18 protein-coding genes and 1 riboswitch are annotated in these 21,550 nt (G+C 67.1%); of the genes, 6 read left to right on the top strand and 12 right to left on the bottom strand.

The genetic code is table 11. The annotated features are described in order from the left end of the window. Positions 1-64 precede the first annotated feature (64 nt). Together G6N44_RS22430 and G6N44_RS22425 are read right to left on the bottom strand one after the other, a co-directional pair. On the bottom strand, positions 65-1,180 hold the full coding sequence (locus G6N44_RS22430; protein ID WP_163667830.1) for an MBL fold metallo-hydrolase: 1,116 nt from the start codon (positions 1,178-1,180) through the stop codon (positions 65-67). A 1-nt stretch (position 1,181) separates the two neighbouring features. Continuing rightward, positions 1,182-1,916, bottom strand: a complete 735-nt coding sequence (locus tag G6N44_RS22425) for an enoyl-CoA hydratase (protein WP_163667828.1) — start codon at positions 1,914-1,916, stop codon at positions 1,182-1,184. A gap of 26 nt (positions 1,917-1,942) precedes the next feature. Here G6N44_RS22425 and G6N44_RS22420 point away from each other — a divergent pair, with 26 nt between their 5' ends. Continuing rightward, on the top strand, positions 1,943-3,415 hold the full coding sequence (locus G6N44_RS22420; protein ID WP_163667826.1) for a carboxyl transferase domain-containing protein: 1,473 nt from the start codon (positions 1,943-1,945) through the stop codon (positions 3,413-3,415). Positions 3,416-3,468: 53 nt separating this feature from the next. Here the strand turns inward: G6N44_RS22420 and G6N44_RS22415 are convergent, their stop codons facing one another. After that, positions 3,469-5,463 (bottom strand): YhgE/Pip domain-containing protein, encoded by a 1,995-nt coding sequence (locus G6N44_RS22415; protein ID WP_163670254.1) that lies wholly within the window; start codon positions 5,461-5,463, stop codon positions 3,469-3,471. Positions 5,464-5,477: 14 nt separating this feature from the next. Continuing rightward, a complete protein-coding gene (locus tag G6N44_RS22410; protein ID WP_163667824.1) occupies positions 5,478-6,218 on the bottom strand; it encodes a P-loop NTPase family protein in 741 nt (246 codons plus the stop codon). Positions 6,219-6,352: 134 nt separating this feature from the next. After that, positions 6,353-6,524, top strand: a riboswitch (M-box (ykoK) riboswitch). A 243-nt stretch (positions 6,525-6,767) separates the two neighbouring features. Between G6N44_RS22410 and G6N44_RS29610 the strand changes: the two genes are divergently transcribed. Next, positions 6,768-6,959 carry a hypothetical protein gene (locus tag G6N44_RS29610; protein ID WP_163667822.1) on the top strand — a complete coding sequence of 64 codons (192 nt, stop codon included), beginning with the start codon at positions 6,768-6,770 and terminating at the stop codon, positions 6,957-6,959. Here G6N44_RS29610 and G6N44_RS22400 read toward each other — a convergent pair. The 3 genes from G6N44_RS22400 to G6N44_RS22390 all read right to left on the bottom strand — a co-directional run bounded on the left by G6N44_RS22400 (position 6,929) and on the right by G6N44_RS22390 (position 10,704). Further along, positions 6,929-7,300: a hypothetical protein gene (locus G6N44_RS22400; protein WP_163667820.1), complete on the bottom strand. Its 372-nt coding sequence runs from the start codon at positions 7,298-7,300 to the stop codon at positions 6,929-6,931. The two genes, G6N44_RS29610 and G6N44_RS22400, sit on opposite strands and share 31 nt — an antisense overlap. An 81-nt stretch (positions 7,301-7,381) precedes the next feature. Next, positions 7,382-8,998 (bottom strand): AMP-binding protein, encoded by a 1,617-nt coding sequence (locus G6N44_RS22395; protein ID WP_163670252.1) that lies wholly within the window; start codon positions 8,996-8,998, stop codon positions 7,382-7,384. 8 nt (positions 8,999-9,006) lie between these two features. Further along, a complete protein-coding gene (locus tag G6N44_RS22390) occupies positions 9,007-10,704 on the bottom strand; it encodes an AMP-binding protein (RefSeq protein WP_163667818.1) in 1,698 nt (565 codons plus the stop codon). 58 nt (positions 10,705-10,762) lie between these two features. Between G6N44_RS22390 and G6N44_RS22385 the strand changes: the two genes are divergently transcribed. Together G6N44_RS22385 and G6N44_RS22380 are read left to right on the top strand one after the other, a co-directional pair. Then, the gene (locus G6N44_RS22385; RefSeq protein WP_163667816.1) at positions 10,763-11,602 is read left to right on the top strand and encodes a LuxR C-terminal-related transcriptional regulator; all 840 of its coding nucleotides are present in this window, start codon (positions 10,763-10,765) and stop codon (positions 11,600-11,602) included. A 91-nt stretch (positions 11,603-11,693) separates the two neighbouring features. After that, positions 11,694-12,800, top strand: a complete 1,107-nt coding sequence (locus G6N44_RS22380; RefSeq protein ID WP_163667814.1) for an epoxide hydrolase family protein — start codon at positions 11,694-11,696, stop codon at positions 12,798-12,800. 118 nt (positions 12,801-12,918) lie between these two features. On the opposite strand, the gene G6N44_RS22375 is transcribed toward G6N44_RS22380, so the two are convergent. The 3 genes from G6N44_RS22375 to G6N44_RS22365 are packed head-to-tail and all read right to left on the bottom strand — an operon-like array spanning position 12,919 to position 18,586. Continuing rightward, a complete protein-coding gene (locus tag G6N44_RS22375) occupies positions 12,919-14,760 on the bottom strand; it encodes an ABC transporter ATP-binding protein (RefSeq protein ID WP_163667812.1) in 1,842 nt (613 codons plus the stop codon). Further along, positions 14,757-16,658 (bottom strand): ABC transporter ATP-binding protein, encoded by a 1,902-nt coding sequence (locus G6N44_RS22370; protein ID WP_163667810.1) that lies wholly within the window; start codon positions 16,656-16,658, stop codon positions 14,757-14,759. The genes G6N44_RS22375 and G6N44_RS22370 overlap by 4 nt, the downstream gene beginning before the upstream one ends. Positions 16,659-16,705: 47 nt before the next feature. Further along, positions 16,706-18,586: an ABC transporter ATP-binding protein gene (locus G6N44_RS22365; RefSeq protein WP_163667808.1), complete on the bottom strand. Its 1,881-nt coding sequence runs from the start codon at positions 18,584-18,586 to the stop codon at positions 16,706-16,708. Between the two features lie 106 nt (positions 18,587-18,692). Here G6N44_RS22365 and G6N44_RS22360 point away from each other — a divergent pair, with 106 nt between their 5' ends. Both G6N44_RS22360 and G6N44_RS22355 read left to right on the top strand, forming a co-directional pair. After that, a complete protein-coding gene (locus tag G6N44_RS22360) occupies positions 18,693-19,403 on the top strand; it encodes a response regulator transcription factor (protein WP_163667806.1) in 711 nt (236 codons plus the stop codon). A gap of 4 nt (positions 19,404-19,407) precedes the next feature. Next, entirely contained in the window at positions 19,408-20,748 is a 1,341-nt protein-coding gene (locus G6N44_RS22355; protein ID WP_163667804.1) for a sensor histidine kinase, read from the top strand. Positions 20,749-20,808: 60 nt separating this feature from the next. On the opposite strand, the gene arfC is transcribed toward G6N44_RS22355, so the two are convergent. Next, complete coding sequence (gene arfC, locus G6N44_RS22350; RefSeq protein ID WP_163667801.1) at positions 20,809-21,396, bottom strand: channel accessory protein ArfC, sunset domain variant; 588 nt, start codon at positions 21,394-21,396, stop codon at positions 20,809-20,811. After that, complete coding sequence (gene arfB, locus G6N44_RS29115; RefSeq protein ID WP_170309418.1) at positions 21,393-21,548, bottom strand: channel accessory protein ArfB; 156 nt, start codon at positions 21,546-21,548, stop codon at positions 21,393-21,395. The genes arfC and arfB overlap by 4 nt, the downstream gene beginning before the upstream one ends. Between the last annotated feature and the right edge of the window lie 2 nt (positions 21,549-21,550).

Here is a 21,550-nt window from a genome sequence, read left to right as displayed (position 1 = left end):
GCGAAAAGTCCTCGTCCCGTCGAAGTGGGTCCTGATCCGACGTCAGTTTGCCATCCGCGAGCGGTCAGAACTCCCACCACGGGTCGCGCGCCGCCGATGCGGCATCCACCCGTTGCCCCGGGCGCGGCACGGCGATCTGCACCCCGGCCGGGTCGGCGGCCGTCAGCAGTCGTCGCACCGGCTCGGCCCAGGGGTGGGGCGCCAGCCGGAACGTCGCCCAGTGGACCGGCACCAGCAACCCGGAATCGGTGACGTCCAGATGGGCGCGCACCGCTTCCTCGGGATTCATGTGGATGTCGGGCCAGGCCGGGTGATACGCCCCGACCGGTAGCAGAGTCAGGTCGAAAGGCCCGTACTCCGAACCGATTTCGGAGAAACTCTTGGTGTAGCCGGTATCACCGCCGAAGAACGCCCGGTGCTGCGGACCGATGAATGCCCACGACGCCCACAGCGTGGTGTTGCGCTGGAACAACCGTCCCGAGAAGTGCCGGGCCGGCGTGCACACCAGGGTCAGCTCACCGACGTGGTGGCTCTCGTTCCAGTCCAGCTCGATGATGCGGTCTTCGGGGATCCGCCACTTGCGCAGATGCGCCCCGATACCCAACGGCACCACGAACGGCGCGCGCTGGGTGCGGGCCAGCACCAGAATCGTCTCGATGTCGAGGTGGTCGTAATGGTCGTGGCTGATCACCACGGCGTCGACGGCAGGCAGTCCCTCCAGCGGCAACGGCGGCTCGTGCAACCGCTGCGGGCCCACCACCCGCGACGGTGAGCAGCGCTGGCTCCACACCGGATCGGTCAGCACCCGGTAGCCGTCGATCTCGACCATCGCGGTCGAGTGCCCGTACCAGGACACCGCGCACGCGGCCGCTTCTCCACCGTCCTTTTCGGACGGTTCGGCCAGCGGGATCGGCCCGTTCGGCCGGCTGGCCGAACCCGAGCCGAGCATCTCGGAGATCAGCATGCGCCGTTCTTCGCGGCTCATGCTGATGCCGAGCGAGGAAGGCTCGATGTTGACGAACACGCCGTCGGCGTACTGCGGGGACCGCTGCGCCACCGGCCGAATTTCGCGGGGCAGGGCCCCCACCGAGGCATAGGTCCCGTTCAGCGCGCGCAACAGCCAGCCACCGGCCAGCAGGGAGGCCGACTTGGCTCCGAACCCCAGCGCGGCACGCAGCATGTCAGGCGCCGGTGAAGTTGGGCGGCCGCTTCTCGATGCGGGCCACCTGCGCCTCGATGACGTCCTGACTGCCCCATGCCTTGTCGAACAGTTCCTTGTGGGCAGGCCAGGACTCTTCATAGGCACCGTCGTCGTTGAGGACGCGCTTGGCGTGCTGCAGCGCCAGCGGCGCGAACCCGGCCAGCTCGGCGGCCCACTTCTGCGCATCGGCCAGCGTGCCGATGCGGTTGGCCAAACCGGTCTGCAGCGCGGTCTCGGCGGTGAGCTTCTCCGCGCCGAGCAGCATGCCCCGCGCCCGGCCGTGGCCGACCAACGAGGTCAGCCGCCGGATACTCCAGTTGTCCAAGGCCAGTCCGTACCGAGCCACCGGGAACTGGAAGTAGGCGTCCGGGACGACGACGCGCAGATCGCAGATCATGGACAGGATCACGCCCGCACCGATCGCCGGGCCGTTGATCGCACCGATGACCGGAACCGGGGCCTTGTCGATCGCCAGGTTCAGTGCCAGCGCCTTGTCGGGGAGCTTCTCGGCCATGCCTGCGGCGTCGGTCAGGTCCGCACCCGAACTGAACACCGATCCGGCCCCGGTCAACACGATGGCGCGGACATCCTGCTCGGCGGCATGCTCGACCGCTTCCCGCAGGCTGTCGACAAGCTCGCAGTTCAGCGCGTTGCGCCGCTCCTCGCGCTGCATTTCCAGGGTCAGGACATCGCCGTCTCTGGTGATACCAATCATGTGGCCAGCCTATATAGGCTCGAGCCGTGAGTCGGATCGGCGCCCGCGCGCTTCGTGATGCAGTGCTCGACGACGGTTCATTCCGCAGTTGGGACGTCCCGCCCCTGGACGTCGCGCGCTCCCAGGACTACCAGCGCGAACTGGCCGAGGCGAAGGCGAAGACCGGGCTCGACGAGTCCGTGCTGACCGGTGAGGGCACCATCTTCGGTCGTCGGGTGGCCGTGGTCGCCTGCGAGTTCGACTTCCTCGCCGGGTCGATCGGGGTGGCCGCCGCCGAGCGGATCACCACCGCGGTCACCCGCGCCACCGCCGAGGGGTTGCCGCTGTTGGCCTCGCCGAGCTCGGGCGGAACCCGTATGCAGGAGGGCACGGTGGCGTTCCTGCAGATGGTCAAGATCGCCGCAGCCGTCGAACTGCACAAACGGGCCCACCTGCCCTACCTGGTGTACCTGCGCCACCCCACCACCGGTGGAGTGTTCGCGTCCTGGGGTTCACTCGGACATGTCACCGCTGCCGAGCCCGGCGCGCTGATCGGCTTCCTCGGGCCACGGGTGTACGAGCACCTGTACGGCGAACCGTTCCCGTCCGGCGTGCAGACCGCCGAGAACCTGCACGCCCACGGCGTGATCGACGGGGTGGTGCCACTCGCGCTGCTGCGCGACACCCTGGACCGCACGCTACGGGTGGTGGCCGACTCGCCTGGGCCGCCACCCGCTGCCTCGACGCCCGAGCCACTGCCCGACGTGCCTGCCTGGGAATCGGTCCAGGCCTCGCGGCGGCCGGACCGGCCCGGCGTCGGGTATCTGCTGCGACACGGCGCCACCGACCGGGTGCTGCTGTCGGGTACCGAGCGGGGCGAGGCCGCCACGATGCTGCTGGCGCTGGCCCGCTTCGGCGGGCAGCCCGCGGTGGTGCTGGGCCAGCGCCATAGTGAGGGCGGGCTGGTCGGGCCCGGTGCGCTGCGCGAGGCGCGACGCGGCATGGCCTTGGCGGCCGGACTGCAGCTGCCGCTGGTCCTGGTGATCGACACCCCGGGGCCGGCCCTGTCGATCGAGGCCGAGCAGGGCGGGCTGGCCGGTGAGATCGCCCGATGCCTGGCCGAATTGGTCACGCTGGACACCCCGACCGTGTCGGTACTGATGGGTCAGGGCAGCGGCGGACCCGCGCTGGCGATGGTGCCCGCCGACCGGGTGCTGGCCGCCGCGAACGGCTGGCTGGCGCCGCTGCCACCCGAGGGCGCCAGCGCGATCGTCTACCGCGACACCGCACACGCCGCGGAACTGGCTGCCGCGCAAGGCGTTCGGTCAAGTGACCTGCAGCGGGCCGGCATCGTCGACACGATCGTGCCCGAACATCCCGACGCCGCCGACGAACCACGGGCGTTCACCCAGCGACTGTCGACCGCGATCGGCAGCGAGCTTTCCCAGTTGCGTGCCGTGCCCGGCGAACAGCGGCTGCAGACCCGGCTGGACCGTTACCGGCGGATCGGGCTCGGGTGATTTGGGTGCGTTTGGTAACGCTGACCGTTACCAAACGCACCCAAATCACAGGCTCACACTTCGATCGGCGGATGCAACCGGTCCATGGTGTACTGCCGGTCTCGCCGCGCCGCCCACGAACTCGCGGCCAGCGACACCACCAGCACACCGAACAGCACCGCGATCGCGATCCACAACCGGGAATCGATCCCGCCCACGATCAGCTGCCGGAGCCCGTTGACCGCGTAGGTCATCGGATCGACCGGGTGCAGGATCTGGAACGGTTTGGCCGTGGTCTCCACCGGATAGATGCCACCGGCCGAGACCAGTTGCAGCATCAGGAAAGCCAGTGTGACCACCCGGCCGACCGACACCCCGAACAGTGCGTTGAACGCCTGGATCAGGGCCAGGAACGTACCCGCCACCAGTATCAGGAACGCCACGGTGGCCAACGGATACTTGGCCTGCAGGCCCACCCCGAAATGCACCACCGCGTACATCACGACGACCTGGCAGAACACGATCAGCAAGGCCGGCCAGTAGGAGGCCAGCACCACACGCAGCGCCCCCAGCCCGTTGACCACCGGGCGGGACTGCAACGGCTTCAACAACATCCAGATGATGAGTGCACCGATGAACAACGCCAGCGGCAGAAAGAACGGCGCGAAACCGGTGCCGAACGTGGCCGCCGGATTGTGAGTCTGGATGTCCAGCGCCACGGGTGCGGCCAGGGTCCGCGCCACCTCGGTGCGCTGCTGCGGGGTCCAGGACGGGACCTGCGTCGAGCCCTGCTTGAGCGCGGTGGCCAGTTGCTGGTTGCCGGCCTGAAGCTTCTCCGTACCGGCGGCGAGTTCACCTGCCCCGCTGGACAGTTGGTGGCCGCCGTTGGCCAGCTGCACCAGACCACTGTTGAGCCGCTGGGCACCGGTGTTGAGCTGGTGCGCGCCGTCCCGCAATTTGGCGACATCCGAACGCAGGCCGCCGTTGAGCGCCTTGGTGATGAATACCCGCAGCTTGCTGTTCGGGTCACCCAGATCGTTCTCCAACTGGGTGGCATTGTCCCGCAAGCGGATCAGGCCCTCATCCGTGGTGGGGTCGAGCCCGCGAGCCTGCAGCAGCCGCTGCGCGCCGGCCAGGAACTCCCCGGTGTCGCGCACCGCGGGATCGGGGCTGTTGCGCAGGATGCCGACCGCCTGGTCGACGATCGTCGCCGCCTGCGCCTGATCGATGTTCAACGCCGCGATCCGGTCGGTGGTCGAGCGCACCGCACCCGACAACCGCTGCGCAGCCATGCCGACCTCGTTGGGATCCAGTCCGAGCCCGCTGACCCGGTCCAGCACCGTGAGCAGCGGCTCGGTGGCGGTGTCCACCGCCGTCGACAGCTGCCTGGTACCGGCTGCCAACTGCGCGGACCCGTCGCGTGCGGTGACCAGGCCGGCGGACAGGGCGTCCGCCCCGGCCGACAACCGGTGCGCACCGTCATTGGCCGCCGCGCTGCCGGTGGCCAACTGCTGCGCGCCATCGGCCGCCTTGATCAGGCCCGACCCGGCGTCGGTCAGCCCGGTCAGCACTGTGCCGACCGTGCGTTCACCGATGTTCGCGTTGATCTGATTGATCACCTCACGGGCCGCGTTCTGCCCGATGATCGAACCCAGATAGTTGTTGGCATCGTTGAAGGTGAAGCGGATGTTGGCCTGGTGCGGGGACCCACCCGACGGCGACGAGATGCTGGTGCTGAAATCTTCCGGCAGCGTGATCGCGAAATAGTACTTCCCACCGGCCACGCCGTCGGCTGCCTCCTGCGCCGAAACCCGGTGCAACTGAAGCTGACCCGAGTTGACCAGCGCATCGGCGACCTCGTCACCGGCCTTGATCTGCTGCCCCTCGGCGACAGTGCCCCGGTCTTCGTTGACCAAAGCCACCGGAACCTTGTTCACCTCACCGAACGGGTTCCAGAACGCCCACAGATACATTGCGCCGTACAGCAGCGGCAGCAGGATGACCGTCACCAGCGCGATCCGCGGCATCGTGCCGCGGGAGAAACGTTTGAGGTCGGTGCCCAACGACATTCCGGCTAGCACGGCTACTCGCCACCTTTCTGCGAACCGGCCAACTCGGCCAGCGTCGTATTGGGCACTGTCACTTGCGCACGCACGGCCGAGGCCAGCTGGCCAGGCACCCCGTTGACCGTCGCGGTGACCACGGTCTGTTTCTCCCCCAACGCGATCAGTCGACCCAGCAGGATGTCGCGGTTACGGTCGTCGGTGAGGTAGTCGAGATTGCCGACCACCAGCAGCGGGGGGCTCCCGGTGTTGGCTAGGGCGATACGCAGCAGGATCTGGTCGAGCTCGGTGAGCCCGTCGAAATACGACGTCAGCGAAGGCAACGGCAGATCCCCGAACACCGGGGCACACAAGGCTGCCAGGGTGCCTTCGTCGGCGCGGCCCACCAGCGTGTACCAGGGGGCGTCCCACCGGCGTTGCTCGGTCACCAGGTCGCGCACCGTCACCGACTCCGACACCGTGTCGAGCTCGTCGATCCCGGCCAGCGCCGCGGAGCGGAAGATGTCGGGTGCGCGGGTTCGCCCGAACACGGTCAGCTGCCCGCGCGCCGTTTTCATCCGTCCGGCCAGCGTCATCAGCAAGGCCGTGCGGCCGGTACCCGCCGGGGCCACCAACACGGTCACGCCGCCCTCGTCGATGTCGAGGTCGATCGGCCCGTACACCGGGCCCCACGGACCGTGCATGGCGATCGCGCGCGCGGTGATTGCCGGTGGCTTTTGCTCGTCCTCGCCGGTGTCGGGCTCGGGAGTTTGCTCAGGCATAGGCACATCAGAACACATCCGGTCGTCACGCACAGTATTCGATGGGCCATTCCCGAACGGGCGCATTCGATTTGGAACCATCATCGCGCGACGGCTCGTGTTGACATTTGCCGGAGGTTCGGTTTCTAATGAAATCTGCGCTTCGTTAGGTGAGGCTCCTACGCGAACACAGGCCACTGATCCGACGACGTCGAGAGACGCCCAGGGTTAGGACAGGTCTTCCCGGCCTAAGGGATGACCCGAAGTGGCTTCCCACCCTGGTGGGACACGTCGTGTAGTGCCAAAGCTCTGAAGAGGAAGTGCACTCCGCCAGAATGTCTGGCCAGGTGCCCTCTTCAGCATGCTGGTATCTCTCGCGATTGCGCGCGTGAGCAACGGCGTCCGGTGCGCCCGACAGCGAGGAGGTGATGACATGACATCAAGTGACAGTCCGTACCCCGGTCCGATTCGAAAATGTCTGTCCGTGAACACCTTTCCGCTGTCGACGGCTGCCTAGCCGCGCATCCTGCGCCGACCGCGGGGAGCTCCGATTGAACTGGAGTCGATCCCATGCAGCGCAACATTTTTCTTCGTCATACCCAAAGCTGGGCCCCGATCGCGTGGATCCGTACGCGTTGGTCGCTGACCCCGCAGGAGCGGCACAACTTGAGGGTGGGCAACACCCCGGTTGCCGTGCTGACCGCGTCTCTGGGCGGCGGCTCGTGGCCCGGTCAGACGACCGAGCGGTTCCGGGTGCGGTAGGACAGCACACCAGCGGCGATAACCACTTCGAGCAGTGCGAGCATCGTCGCCAGCGCCATCGTGGTCGAGCCCTGAGTCGACGCCGCCGACGTGTGGTGATGCCCGGGCGCCGGCATGTGCAGCGCGACCATCGCGAGGTTCATCAGCGCTACCGCGCACCAGACCCCGAGCGTCCCGTGCCACCACAGGTCACGGGCGCAATAGAGGCACGCAATCATCATCGCTGCCATCACCACCGCCATCGCGGGGGTGCTGGCATGGGCCAGCAGCACGCCGTGCAGCGCGACCGAACAGACGGCGATCACCGCGCACATGCGCCGCCCGACCAGTGCCGCCGACATCCCCCTATCCTCGCAGCGACCCAGCGACATTTCCATAACACCGCCATTGCGATCTGCCCAAGGTTGCGTCGACCTGCTCAGTTACCCGGGGTCGAGCCCGAGCAGCCTCACACTTTCGTCACGCATGTCGACCTTGCGGATCTTGCCGGTGACCGTCATCGGGAACTCGTCGACCACGTGCACATAGCGTGGGATCTTGTAGTGCGCCAGTTTGCCGGTGGCGAAGGCCCGCACCGCCTGCGCATCCAACGGATCGCGGCCCGGTTTCATCCGGATCCACGCGCAGAGTTCTTCCCCGTACTTCGCATCGGGCACCCCGATCACCTGCGCATCGTCAATGTCGGGGTGGGTGTAGAGGAACTCCTCGATCTCTCGCGGATACACGTTCTCCCCGCCCCGGATCACCATGTCCTTGATCCGGCCGACCACCGTGCAGTAGCCGTCCGAACGCATCACCGCCAGATCCCCGGTGTGCATCCAGCCGTCGGGGTCGATGGCCTCCGCGGTTTTCCCGGGCTCATCCCAATAGCCGAGCATGACCGAGTAACCGCGGGTGCAGAACTCCCCGGCCTGACCACGCTCGACCGTCTCGCCGGTATCCGGGTCGACGATCTTGACCTCGATGTGTGGATGGGCCCGACCGATGGTGGCGGTACGACGCTCCAGATCGTCGTCGACCAGCGTCTGGCACGACACCGGCGACGTCTCGGTCATGCCGTAACAGATCGCCACCTCGGCCATGTGCATATCGGCCACGACGCGCTTCATCACCTCGACGGGGCACACCGAACCTGCCATGATCCCGGTCCGCAGCGAGGACAGGTCGAACTGGGCGAAGTCGGGATGCCCGAGCATGGCGATGAACATCGTCGGCACCCCGTACAGCGCGGTGCACTGCTCGGATTCGACCGCGGCCAACGTGACGCCGGGATCGAATCCGGGTGCCGGGATCACGATCGTCGCACCATGGGTCAACGCCCCGAGATTGCCCATCACCATGCCGAAGCAGTGGTAGAACGGCACCGGGATACACACCCGGTCCCCGCGATCGAAGTTGATCAGCCCGCCGACGAAGAACCCGTTGTTGAGGATGTTGCGATGGCTCAGCGTCGCACCCTTGGGGAATCCGGTTGTCCCCGAGGTGTACTGGATGTTGATCGGGTCGGTGTTGGACAGCTCGGCGATCCGGTCACGCAGCTGGTCCTCGCCGACCTGCCTTGTGTAGAGCTGGTCCCAGCCCGGGGTGCCCAGGAAGATGATGTCTTTGAGCGCCGGACACTGCGCCTGCACCTCGGCCACCATCGTCACATAATCGGAGGATTTGAACGCGGTGGCGGACACCAGGGTTCGTATCCCGGATTGCTTGAGCACATAGGCCAGTTCGTGGGTGCGGTAGGCCGGGTTGATGTTGACCAGGATCGCGCCGATCTTGGCCGTCGCGAGCTGGAGGATCACCCACTCGGCACAGTTGGGTGCCCAGATGCCGACGCGATCGCCCTTGTCCAGGCCAGAGGCCATGAGTCCCCGCGCCACCGCGTCGACGTCGTCGTCGAGCTCGGCATAGGTCCACAGCCGCCCGGTGGCCACCTCCACCAGCGCGTCGGTGTCCGGCCCCGACGCCGCCATACGCTCGAAGTTCGCCCCGATGGTCTCGTCGAGAACGGGTACATCCGTGGGGCCACTGTCGTAGGACTTCATCGCAACATTCATTCCACAAGATCCTCGTATCGGTACTCGGTGGAAATCGGTTCGCCCGCTTGATGGGCCGCGTCTTCACGATTGCGCAACTCGACCCGGCGGATCTTGCCCGAGATCGTCTTGGGCAGGTCGAAGAACTCGACCCGACGCACCTTGAGATAGGGCGCGAGGTGATCGCGGGCATAGGCCATGACGTCTTTTGCGGTCTGCGCGTTGGCTTCCCAGCCGTCGGCCAGTGCGACATACGCCTTGGGCACCGCCAGCCGGGTGTCGTCGGGTTGCGGCACCACCGCGGCCTCGACCACGGCCGGGTGTTCGATCAGCACGCTCTCCAACTCGAACGGCGACACCTTGTAGTCACTGGACTTGAATACGTCGTCGGTACGGCCGATGTAGGTGATGTAGCCGTCGTCATCGCGGGCGGCGACGTCACCGGTGTGGTAGTAACCACCGGCCATCACGGCCTCATTGCGTTGCGGGTCACCGAGATAGCCGGTCATCAGGTTGCGCGGGTGTGCCGCCAGATCCAGGCAGATCTCCCCCTCGGCGGCCGCCACCCCGGTGAGCGGATCCACCAGCACCACCGGCACACCGGGCATCGGCCGTCCCATCGAGCCGGGCTTCACCGGCTGCCCCGGGGTGTTACCGACCAGCAGCGAGGTCTCGGTCTGGCCGAAGCCGTCACGGATCGTCAGCCCCCAGGCCTTCTCGACCTGGGCGATCACATCGGGGTTCAACGGCTCACCGGCGCCGAGGATTTCCCGCAGCCCCTCGGGCCGCTCACCGAGATCGGCCTGGATCAGCATGCGCCACACCGTCGGCGGGGCACAGAACGTGTTGACCCGAGCCCGCCGCAACTGGTCCAGCAGCGCCGCCGCATCGAAGCGCGCGTAGTTGTAGACGAAGATCGTCGCCTCGGCGATCCACGGTGCGAAGAAACAGCTCCAGGCGTGCTTGGCCCAACCCGGTGAGCTGATGGCCAGGTGCACGTCACCGGGTTTGACGCCGATCCAGGCCATCGTGGTCAAGTGCCCAACCGGGTAGGAGACCTGGGAATGCTCGACCAGCTTCGGCTTGCTCGTGGTGCCCGAGGTGAAGTAGATGAGCATCGGATCGTCGACCGCCGTGCACGCCTCGAAGCGACGCGGCGTCGCCGCGTACGCGTCGGCGTAGCGGTGCCAGCCGGCGGGCGCCTCGCCGACCGCGACCCGCAGATAATCACCCGGCACCTCGGCGAACTTGACCGCGTCGGCCGTGTTGGCGATGACGAAACGCGCGCCGCCGCGGGTGATGCGATCGGCCAGATCGGCCGGCCCGAGCGCGCCGGTGGTCGGCATGATGACCGCGCCCAGTTTGGCGATGGCCAGCATGGTCTCCCACAACTCGACCTGATTGCCGAGCATCAACAGGATCCGGTCCCCCTTGCCCACCCCGAGGCTCTGCAGCCAGACCGCGACCCGGTCGGACCGCTGCGCCATCTCGGCAAAGGTGACCTGCTGCTGCGAACCGTCCTCCTCGACGATCCACAGCGCCGTGCGGTCATTACCCGTCGCGATGGCGTCGAACCAGTCGATCGCCCAGTTGAAGGTGCCGCTGATCTGCGGCCAGGCGAACCCCTCGATCGCCTTGCCGTAGTCCGCGATGGTCGCGACCAGCTGGTCACGGGCACCGCGGTAGCTGTCGGTGTTGCTCGCGACGACATTCATGACAGTTATGCTCTACGTCACACTTGCCCTCCGCTACCCCCGAAAGTGGGTATCTGCAATGCGCCCCTGGCTGCTGCGGCCTCGTGACGCCGACGCGGTGCGTGCCGAGCTGCGTCGGATGGCCACCGATACCGGCCTTACGCTGGCCTTCGGCGGGCAGGTGCAAGACGACACCTTGCTGTTGACCGAGTTCTTCGGCACCCGCACCGGCGCCATGCGCGGGCTCGCGGTGCTGCCCCGCGCCGGGCTGGGCGGGGCGAGTGTCGCGTCGCGTCGCCCGATCTCGGTGCCCGACTACCGGCGGGCCTCGACCATCACCCACGACTACGACGAGCCCGTGCTCTCCGAGGGCATCCGTTCGATCCTGGCGGTGCCGGTGGTCGTCGACGGTACGGCGAGAGCCGTGCTGTACGGAGCGCACCGCACCAGCGCCCCGATCGGCGGACGGACCGCGGCCGCGATGGTGGCCTCGGCGCAGCGGTTGAGCGAGGAGCTGCGGGTACGCGACGAGGTGGACCGGCGCCTGCGGATGCGCGAGACCGCGCTGACCAACTTCACCGACCAACCGGCCGACACCGAGCAGATCCGCGAGGTACACGCCGACCTGCGCCGGCTGGCCGCCGATACTCCAGACCTGGCCGGGCCGCTACGCGACCTCGCCGATCGGTTGGCGGTGGCGTTGCGTGGTGATACGCCGGCCAGCGCCCCGCTGACCGTCCGCGAGGTTGACGTGCTGGCACAGGTCGCCCTGGGGTGCACCAATACCGAAGCAGCTCAGCGACTTTCACTCAAACCGGAAACGGTGAAGAGTTACCTGCGCAGCGCAGCAGCCAAACTCGGGGCCCGCAACCGCCACGAGGCGGTGTCGAAGGCCAGGCGGCTGCGCCAAATTCCGTGACCGGTTGACCCGAGACACTTGTGCTGAAGATTGTGGTCACCAGGTGGCCGTAATCTTCAGCGCAACGCTCGGCGTGCGCCAAGATGGCCCCATGGCTCAGATACGCCCATTCCGCATCGCAATTCCCGACGCCGACCTGGACGACCTCAGGCAGCGGCTGAACCGGACCCGGTGGCCCGAGGCGGAATGTGTCGAGGACTGGACCCAGGGCATCCCGCTGGATTACACCAAGGAGCTGGCCGCCTACTGGGCCGACGAGTATGACTGGCGCGCCCGCGAAGCCGCTCTCAACCGGTTCGACCACTTCACCACCGAGATCGACGGTCTGGACATCCATTTCATCCACCAGCGCTCCGGACGTGACGACGCCTTCCCGCTGCTGATCACGCACGGGTGGCCAGGCTCCGTCGTCGAGTTCCACAAAGTGATCGAGCCGCTGACCGAGGCCGGGTTCGACGTGGTGTGTCCCTCGCTGCCCGGCTACGGGTTCTCCGCCAAGCCGAGCGCGACGGGTTGGGGCATCGGGAAGATCGCACAGGCCTGGGACACCTTGATGACACGGCTGGGCTACGACCGCTACGGCGCACAGGGCGGTGACTGGGGCGCCGCGGTGACGACGCAGATCGGCCGCAACGTCGGCTCGTGCGTGGGCATTCACGTCAACATGCCGATCGCGCAGCCGCCGGCCGAGGGCATCGGCGAGATGACCGAGGACCTGCAGAAGGCGCTGGCCCGCATCGACTACTACCGCAAATGGGACTCCGGCTACATGAAGCAGCAGTCCACCCGGCCGCAGACCGTCGGGTACGGACTGGTGGACTCCCCGGTCGGTCAACTGGCCTGGATCGTGGAGAAGTTCTGGTCCTGGATGGACTGCGACGGCCATCCCGAGAACGTGGTGTCCAAAGACGAGATGCTCGACAACGTGATGCTGTACTGGCTCACCGCGTCAGCGGCCTCGTCGGCCCGGCTGTACTGGGAAAGCCACAGCACCTTCGCCGGCGGCGAATACGTCAGCCTGCCCACCGGGATCGCCTCGTTCCCGTTGGAGATCCTGCGCGCCCCGCGCAGCTGGTGCGAGACCGGCTACAACGTCACCCACTTCACGACGATGCCCCGCGGCGGACACTTCGCGGCCTTCGAGCAGCCGGAACTTTTCGTGGACGACGTGAAGGCGTTCTTCGACACCGTGCGGTGAGCTCCCTGCATGGCATTTCCTCGCCTCGATTTCTACCCGTGGGCTGTGGTTTTGGCCCGACGCCAGCCACGGGGTAGAAACCGGCGCGAGGTATGAAACGCTTCATCCCGGCGAGCGTTCAGGCCAGGGAATCCACCCAGGCCCGGTGCAACGCCGCATAGGCCCCGTCGGCCCGGCCGATCAGATCGGCCGGTGCACCGTCCTCGATGATGCGGCCGTTCTCGAGCACGAGCACCCGGTCGGCGATCTGCACCGTGGAGAGCCGGTGTGCGATCACCAGCGCGGTGCGGTCGGCCAGCACGGTTTCCAACGCGCGCTGCACCATTCGTTCGCTGGGGATGTCCAGAGAGGATGTCGCCTCATCCAGGATCAGCACGGCCGGATCCGCCAGGAACGCCCGGGCGAAGGCCACCAGCTGACGCTGCCCCGCCGAGAGCCGGCCGCCGCGCTTGGCCACATCGGTGTCATACCCGTCGGGCAGGGTGTCGATGAACCGGTCCGCACCGACCGCGGCAGCAGCTGCCCGGACCTGCGTATCGGTGGCATCGGGTCGCCCGAATCGGATGTTGTCGGCGATCGTCCCGGAGAACATGAAGTTCTCCTGGGTGACCATCACGACGTGGCGGCGCAACTCGGACTGCGCCAGCTCGCGCAGATCCACACCATCGAGTGTGACCGTGCCGACGGTGGGGTCGTAGAACCGGGCGATCAGCTTGGCGATGGTGGTCTTGCCCGCACCGGTGGTGCCCACCAGCGCCACGGTCTGACCGGCCGGTACCGAGAGCTCAAGCCCGGGCAACACCGGACGGGCCGGCGTGTACTCGAACTGCACGTCGTGAAACGCAATGTCGCCCTTGGCTTCCGGCAATTTCACGGGCGTCGTCGGATCGGCGATGGCGGGCTGCTGCGCCAACACCCCGGCCAGCTTCTCCAGCGCCGAGGACGCCGACTGGAAGGTGTTGAAGAACTGCGAGATCTCCTGCATCGGCTCGAAGAACATCCGTAGGTACAGCAGGAACGCGGTCAGCGTGCCGATCGTCATCTCACCGTTGAGCACCCGGTACCCGCCGTAGAGCAGCACCACCCCGGTCGTCAGGTTGCCGACGAGCTTGACCCCCGGCATGAAGATCGCCAGCAGCTTGAAAGTCTTCTCGTTGATCGCCCGGTACCCATCGGCGACGTCGTCGAAGATCTCCTGATTGCGCGGCTCTCGCCGGTAGGCCTGCACGGCCTTGATGCCGGTCATGGTCTCGACGAACTGCACGATCACCAGTGCCGCGCTTTCGCGCACCAGCCGATACGTCTTGCCCGACTCGTTGCGGAACCACCACACCAGGGCGACCAGGATCGGGAACGCCGCCAGGCACATCAGGCCCAGCTGCCAATCGAGAACCACCAACAGCACCGATGTGCCGAACAACGTCAGCACCGCGGTGATCAGGCTGTCGAAACCCGTTTCCAGCATGTCCTGGATGGCCTCGACATCGTTGGTGGACCGGCTGACCACCCGGCCCGAGGTGTAGCGGTCATGGAAGGCCACATCGAGCCGACCGAAATGCCGGAACACCCTGCGGCGCAACTCCAGCAGCACGCGCTGGCCGACCCGCCCGGAGCGCCGTAGGAAGAACATCCGGCTGATCGCCTGCACGATCACCACCGCGCAGAGGGTGCCGACGACGAGCATCAGCTCACGGGCCGGACCCCCCTCGAGGATCGGCGGAATGCCGCGATCGATACCGCGTTGCACCAGGATCGGAACCGACAGTCGGGCAGCGTTCTCCACGACGACCACCAGCGCGAGCACCGCGACCGTCCACCGGAAGGGACTCAGCAGCGAGCCGAGCAGCGCCCGGGCCTCCCGGCGCCGGGGCACGCTTTCGTCGATCGGAAGCGCCGACGCGCCGGAACTTCCGTCGTGATCGTCGTCGGTGACCTGTCCGCGCCACTGCGTAGTCGTCATCGGCGCTGGACCTCCGCACCGAAACGCGGCGGTTCTCCGACCTCATCGATGGCCGTACGTTCGGCGTGCCCGCGCTGCAACCGGCCCAACTCCTCCTCGTCCTCCCACTCGCAATTGCGCTCACACGCGTCGTCGAGCTGGTCATCGGCGGCCAACAGGTAGCGGTACTGCGGAACCTGCGCCAACAATTGCGAGTGACTCCCGGTGTGGGTGATGGTGCCCTCCTGCAACAGCGCCACCTTGTCGGCCAGCAACACCGTTGACGCGCGGTGCGCGACGATGATGCCCGTCACCCCACGCAGCACCCGGCCCAGCGCCTCGGTCACCACGGCCTCGGTGTGGACGTCCAACGCCGACAACGTGTCGTCGAGCACCAGGATCCTGGGCGCTGCCAGGATCGCCCTGGCCAGCGAAAGGCGTTGGCGCTGACCGCCGGAAAGGCTCATGCCCTGCTCGCCGATGCGGGTGTCCAGGCCGAACGGCAGGTCATAGACGAACTGTGCGGCGGCGATCTCGATGGCCTCTGCCAACTGCTCGTCGGTGGCATCGGCCCGACCCAGCCGCAGGTTCTCGGCCACCGACATCGAGAACAACGTCGGATCCTCGAATGCGGTGGCCACGGCCTGCCGCAGCACAGGCAGGCTCAGCTCCCGGATGTCGCGGCCGTCGATCAGGATCTGGCCCTCGGTGACGTCGTACAGCCGTGAGAACAGCGCGGCGAGTACTGATTTGCCCGAGCCGGTCGCGCCGACCAGCGCCACCGTTTCACCCGGCTCCACGACGAGGTCGATGTGGCGCAGCGCCCACCCCGACGCACCGGCGTCGGGGAACCTGAAGCCCACATCCCGCAGTTCCAGCCGACCACCGCGCGGCGCGTCGGACACCGGGCCGTCGGCGATATCGACCGGGGCATCGAAGATCTCGGCGATCCGGTTGGCGGCGGTGAACGACTCCTGGGTCATCGACAGCAGAAAGCCCAGCGACGCGATGGGCCACACCAGCGACAGCATCATCGTGATGAAGGCGACCAGGGTGCCCATCGTGACGTGACCGTGGCCGGCCGCGTACGCACCGAAACCCAGCACCACGATCAAGGTGAGATTGGGGATGACCTCCAGCACGGTCCAGAACTTCGCCGACACGCTCACCCTGGCGAACTGGGTGTCGTACAGCTGAGCGGCCTGCTCATCGAACCGGTCGAAGACGTAGTCCTCCCGGCCGAATGCCTTGACCACCCGCATCCCGAGCGCGGCCTCCTCCACATGGGTGGCGACGTGGCCGGTCTGGTCCTGCGCGAGCCGCGACAACCGGGTGTACTCCCGCTCGAAATGCAGCACGGTCAACGTGATCGGCACGATCGACACCAGCACCACCACGCCCAGCGGCCAGTACATCGCCAGCAGGATCGACGTCACCACGACGATCTGCAGGGTGTTGAGGATCAGGAACACCAACCCGAACGACAGGAACCGGCGGATCGTGGACAGATCGTTCATCACCCGCGACAACAGCTGACCCGACTGCCAGCGGCTGTGGAAGCTCATCGGCAGGATCTGCAGCCGCCCGTAGAGGTCCTTGCGAATATCGGCCTCGACGCCCATGGTGGCGCGCGCAACCATCCAGCGCCGGATGAACCACAGCACCGCCTCGGAGATCCCGACCGCCACCGCGGCCGAACCCAGTACCCACAGCTCGTGCGGATCCTGACGGCGCACCGGACCGTCGATCACGGCCTTGGTCATCAGCGGTATCGCCACCGTGGCGGCCAGGCTGACCACCGCAACCACGATCATCACGATCCAGCGGGCCCGGTACGGCAAGAGGTACGGCAACAGCCGCCGCAGATCTGAACTGGTCCGGATCCGCTTGGCGGGGGAAGCGATCGCGGGCTCGCTCACTGGACACTCACTGGATCAATTCTCCCATCACATGCAAGCGATTACCCTCACGCCGCAGGCACCTCTTCGGAGAACTGCGTGTCGTACAGCTCGGCATACCGGCCATCGTGGGCGAGCAGTTCCCGGTGGGTGCCGCGTTCGACGATGCGCCCGTCCTCGATGACGAGGATGAGATCGGCGGCGCGGACCGTGGACAACCGGTGGGCGATGACGATCGAGGTGCGCCCTTCCAGCGCCTCGGCCAGGGCCTGCTGCACAGCGGCTTCCGAAGCCGAGTCGAGCGACGCCGTCGCCTCATCGAGCACCACCACCCGCGATCGTCCCAACAGCAGACGCGCGATGGTCAACCGCTGCCGCTGTCCTCCGGACAGACGGTATCCGCGCTCACCGACAACCGTGTCCAGGCCGTCGGGCATGGCCGCGACCACGTCGTCGAGCCGGGCCCGGCGCAGGGCGGCCCACAATTCGTCCTCGCCGGCGGACGGCGCGGCCAGCAGCAGGTTCGAGCGGATCGACTCGTGGAACAGGTGCCCGTCCTGGGTCACCATGCCGACGGTGTCCTTCAGCGACGCGAACGTCACGTCGCGCACATCCGCCCCGTTGAGGGTGATGGATCCGGAATCGACGTCGTAGAGCCGCGCCAGCAGCGAGGCGATGGTCGACTTGCCCGCTCCCGACGAACCGACCAGCGCCACCATCTGCCCAGGCTCCGCGGTGAACGAGATGCCGTGCAGCACCTCGTCCCCACCCCGGTCGTCCAGCGTCGCCACCTCCTCCAACGAGGCCAGCGACACCTTGTCGGCTGATGGATAGGAGAACCGGACGTCTTGGAATTCAATCCCCACGGCACCGTCGGGCACCTCGACGGCAGCAGCTTTCTCGGCGATCAACGGCACCAGATCCAGCACCTCGAAAACCCGCTCGAACGACACCAGTGCACTGGCTATCTCGACCCGCGCATTGGCCAGCGCGGTCAGCGGCGCATACAGCCGGGTCAGCAGCAACGCCAACGACACCACGGCACCGGCCTGCAGCTGCCCGCCGATCGCGAGTAGCCCGCCGAGCCCATACACAAGGGCCAGGGCGAGCGCCGACATCAGCGTCAGCGAGTTCATGAACGTCGACTGCAGCATCGCCGTGCGCACACCGATATCGCGCACCCGGTCGGCCCGCACCGCGAACTCCTCGGACTCACGTTCCGGACTGCCGAACAACTTGACCAGCGTGGCGCCCGGGGCCGAGAACCGCTCGGTCATCTGGGTGTTCATCGTGGCGTTGTGGATGGCCGTCTCCCGCGACAGCCCGGCCATCCGGGTGCCGATCCGACGCGCGGGCAACACGAACAACGGCAGCAGCGCCAACGACAGCAGGGTGATCTGCCAGGAGATGCTGAACATCACCACCAACGTCAAGGTCAGGGTCACCACATTGGCGACGATCCCCGACAGCGTGTCGGAGAACGCCCGCTGAGCCCCGATCACGTCGTTGCCCAGTCGGCTCACGAGCGCTCCGGTGCGGGTGCGGGTAAAGAACGCCACCGGCATCCGCTGCACGTGGTCGAACACCGCGGTACGCAGATCCAGGATCAGGCCCTCACCGATATTCGACGACAACCACCTGGTCACCAGGGCCACCGCCGCCTCGGCGACCGCGATCGCAGCGATGGTGCAGGCCAGCAGCACCACCGTCGACGACGGACCGCCTTGGGTGATCGCGTCGACCACGCGACCGGCCAACACCGGCGTCGTCACCGTCAGCAGCGCGCTGACCACGCTGATTGCGACGAACCAGCCGAGCCTGCGGTGGTGGCGCGCGGAAAACCGCCAGATCCGCGACAACAGCCGCCGGTCGGCCAGCGCGCGCAGGTCACCGTCGCGCGCATGCGTCTGTCGATACAGCGCCTGTCGGGCCACTGTTTCCATACTCATGGGCATCACCGTAAAACCTGAACAATAATTGAGGTCAATAACATCCCCGGGGACTTCCCTGGGAGCCTGCGCGATTCGTCGTTGTTCATCAGGCAAGATGGCGGTCATGGATAGCGCTACCGGTGGCATGGCCTCGCCCCGGGTCCTCGTCGTAGACGACGACCCCGACGTGCTCGCCTCGCTGGAACGCGGACTGCGACTGTCCGGGTTCACCGTATCGACGGCCGTGGACGGGGCCGAGGCGTTGCGCAGCGCCACCGAGACCCGACCCGACGCGATCGTGCTCGACATCAACATGCCCGTGCTCGACGGTGTGAGTGTGGTGACCGCACTGCGCGCGATGGACAACGACGTGCCGGTCTGCGTGCTCTCGGCCCGCAGCAGCGTCGACGACCGCGTCGCAGGCCTCGAAGCCGGTGCCGACGACTACCTGGTCAAACCGTTCGTGCTGCAAGAGCTGGTGGCCCGGGTCAAGGCCCTGCTGCGTCGTCGTGGCGCCTCGGCCACCTTCTCGTCCGAGACCATCCAGGTCGGCCCGCTGGAGGTCGACATCCCCGGCCGCCGCGCCCGGGTCAACGGGGCCGACGTAGATCTGACCAAACGCGAGTTCGACCTGCTGGCCGTCCTGGCCGAGCACAAGACCGCGGTACTGTCCCGAGCACAGTTGCTGGAGCTGGTCTGGGGCTACGACTTCGCCGCCGACACCAACGTGGTGGACGTGTTCATCGGGTACCTGCGGCGCAAACTCGAGGCCGGCGGCGCACCGCGACTGCTCCACACCGTCCGCGGGGTCGGATTCGTCCTCAGGACCCAATAGCGAAATGAGACCGCTGACCCGGATCTTCCGCCGCACACCATCGCTGCGGACCCGGGTCGCGTTCGCCACCGCCATCGGCGCGGCGATCGTCGTCGTCATCGTCGGAACCATCGTCTGGGTCGGCATCACCAACGACCGCAAGGAACGGCTGGACCGCCGCCTCGACGAGGCCGCCGGATTCGCCATCCCGTTCCTGCCGCGCGGACTCGGCGAGATCCCCCGCTCCCCCAGCGATCAGGACGCGGTGATCACCGTCCGCCGGGGCAGCGATATCTCGTCGAACTCGAACGTGATCCTGCCCGAACTGCCCGAAGGCTACGCCGACACCTACATCGACGGCGTGCGCTGGCGGGTGCGCACCGTGCAGATCCCCGCGCCCGGCCCGATGTGGGTGGCGGTCGGCGCAACCTACGACGCCACCATCGCCGACACCAACAACCTGCACCGCCGCGTCCTCATCATCTGTGGGTTCGCCGTCGGTGCGGCCACCGTCCTGGGTTGGGTGCTGGCCGCGTTCGCAGTTCGCCCGCTCAAACGACTGGCCGAGCAGACCCGCGAGATCGAGGTCGGCGACGAGGCCCCCGACGTCGAGGTACGCGGCGCCAGCGAGGCCGTCGAGATCGCCGATGCCGTCAACGGAATGCTGCAACGCATCTGGTCCGAACAGGGGCGCACCAAGGCCGCCTTGGCCTCGGCCCGCGATTTCGCCTCGGTATCGGCCCACGAACTGCGCACCCCGCTCACCGCGATGCGGACCAATCTGGAGGTGCTGTCCACACTCGACCTGCCCGACGATCAGCGCGAGGAAGTCGTCGGCGATGTCATCCGTACCCAGTCGCGGATCGAGGCCACCCTCGGCGCCCTGGAACGACTGGCCCAGGGTGAGCTGTCCACCACCGACGACCACGTCACCGTCGACATCACCGAACTGCTCGACCGCGCCGCGCACGACGCGGTCCGGGTCTACCCTGACCTCGAAGTCTCGCTGGCGCCGTCACCGACCGTGATCATCATCGGGTTGCCGACCGGATTGCGGCTGGCTGTGGACAACGCGATCGCCAATGCGGTGAAGCATGGCGGCGCCACCCGGGTGCAGTTGTCGGCAGTGAGTTCCCGCGAAGGTGTGGAGATCTCGATCGACGACGACGGGGTAGGCGTACCCGAGGAAGAACGCGAGATGGTGTTCGACCGATTCTCCCGGGGATCGACGGCGTCGCGATTGGGCTCCGGACTGGGGCTGGCACTGGTGGCCCAGCAGGCCGAACTTCACGGTGGCACCGCCACTCTGGAATCCAGCCCACTCGGCGGGGCGCGACTGCTGCTACGCCTGCCCGGCCCGCACTGATCACGCACCAGACACAGATCGCCCGCCCCCGGTCACGAGGGCGGGCGATCTGCGTTGCCGCTACTTCTTGTCGCGCTGGGACTTACCGCTGTCCCACCGGTTGAAGCCCGCCTTCTCGGCGGATTCGACATCGGCGAACCAGATCTCGGCGATGGTCACCGCGTAGGACGGGCTCTCCGGCGAGTGATAGAGCATCGAGTCCTCGTTGCCCTTGATCAGATAACCCGTCGGGGTGCCCGCACCCGAGACCCGGACCGAACCGGCACCGTACGGCGTCTTCTCGACGACCTCGACATCCACGCCGTCGTCATCGGCCGCCTCATGGGCACCTCCGCCGGAGGCGAACTTGGCCGCACCAGCCGCACCAGCCGCACCGGCAGCCGCCGCTGCTGCACCGGCGCTGGTGGCCTTGGGCAGCTTCGTGGTCGGCTCGTCGACGGCACCGGCCCGAGGCAGCCGGGTCGTGGCGTCATCGACGACAGCCGTTGCCGCGGCGGCAGTTCCGCCCTTTGCCGTAGCGTCAGGCCGACGGCCGAGGGCACCGTATACCGGGACCTCCCGCTTCACCCGGCGCAGTGTCAATGCCAATGTCAGCACCAGCCCGAGCACGAAGGCCAGGGCCATCAACCACCAGTTCACATCGCTCATCGTCGTGCTCCAATCTCACGTGAGCCGGGCAGTTCGGCGAATGCCTCTTCCTCACTGGTGGGCTTGACGGCCACCACTGAGATCAGCCAGGCCACCAGCGACCCCACCACGAACGCGAGCAGATACCACAACCATTGGATTACGAAGTCCATGT

It is taken from the genome of Mycolicibacterium alvei (genome assembly GCF_010727325.1).
Taxonomy (GTDB): Bacteria; Actinomycetota; Actinomycetes; order Mycobacteriales; family Mycobacteriaceae; genus Mycobacterium; species Mycobacterium alvei.
Note: the sequence above shows the minus strand (reverse complement) of the source record. Positions and strands in the feature narration are given on the sequence as shown.

Coding starts and splice junctions, on each gene's coding strand:
- G6N44_RS22425 (WP_163667828.1), bottom strand. CDS start 1,916: ATGATTGGTATCACCAGAGACGGCGATGTCCTGACCCTGGAAATGCAG.
- G6N44_RS22380 (WP_163667814.1), top strand. CDS start 11,694: ATGGCTCAGATACGCCCATTCCGCATCGCAATTCCCGACGCCGACCTG.
- G6N44_RS22360 (WP_163667806.1), top strand. CDS start 18,693: ATGGATAGCGCTACCGGTGGCATGGCCTCGCCCCGGGTCCTCGTCGTA.
- G6N44_RS22395 (WP_163670252.1), bottom strand. CDS start 8,998: ATGAAGTCCTACGACAGTGGCCCCACGGATGTACCCGTTCTCGACGAG.
- G6N44_RS22375 (WP_163667812.1), bottom strand. CDS start 14,760: ATGACGACTACGCAGTGGCGCGGACAGGTCACCGACGACGATCACGAC.
- G6N44_RS22390 (WP_163667818.1), bottom strand. CDS start 10,704: ATGAATGTCGTCGCGAGCAACACCGACAGCTACCGCGGTGCCCGTGAC.
- G6N44_RS22355 (WP_163667804.1), top strand. CDS start 19,408: ATGAGACCGCTGACCCGGATCTTCCGCCGCACACCATCGCTGCGGACC.
- G6N44_RS22385 (WP_163667816.1), top strand. CDS start 10,763: ATGCGCCCCTGGCTGCTGCGGCCTCGTGACGCCGACGCGGTGCGTGCC.
- arfC (WP_163667801.1), bottom strand. CDS start 21,396: ATGAGCGATGTGAACTGGTGGTTGATGGCCCTGGCCTTCGTGCTCGGG.
- G6N44_RS22365 (WP_163667808.1), bottom strand. CDS start 18,586: ATGAGTATGGAAACAGTGGCCCGACAGGCGCTGTATCGACAGACGCAT.
- G6N44_RS22430 (WP_163667830.1), bottom strand. CDS start 1,180: ATGCTGCGTGCCGCGCTGGGGTTCGGAGCCAAGTCGGCCTCCCTGCTG.
- G6N44_RS22410 (WP_163667824.1), bottom strand. CDS start 6,218: ATGCCTGAGCAAACTCCCGAGCCCGACACCGGCGAGGACGAGCAAAAG.
- G6N44_RS22400 (WP_163667820.1), bottom strand. CDS start 7,300: ATGTCGGCGGCACTGGTCGGGCGGCGCATGTGCGCGGTGATCGCCGTC.
- G6N44_RS22415 (WP_163670254.1), bottom strand. CDS start 5,463: ATGTCGTTGGGCACCGACCTCAAACGTTTCTCCCGCGGCACGATGCCG.
- G6N44_RS29610 (WP_163667822.1), top strand. CDS start 6,768: ATGCAGCGCAACATTTTTCTTCGTCATACCCAAAGCTGGGCCCCGATC.
- arfB (WP_170309418.1), bottom strand. CDS start 21,548: ATGGACTTCGTAATCCAATGGTTGTGGTATCTGCTCGCGTTCGTGGTG.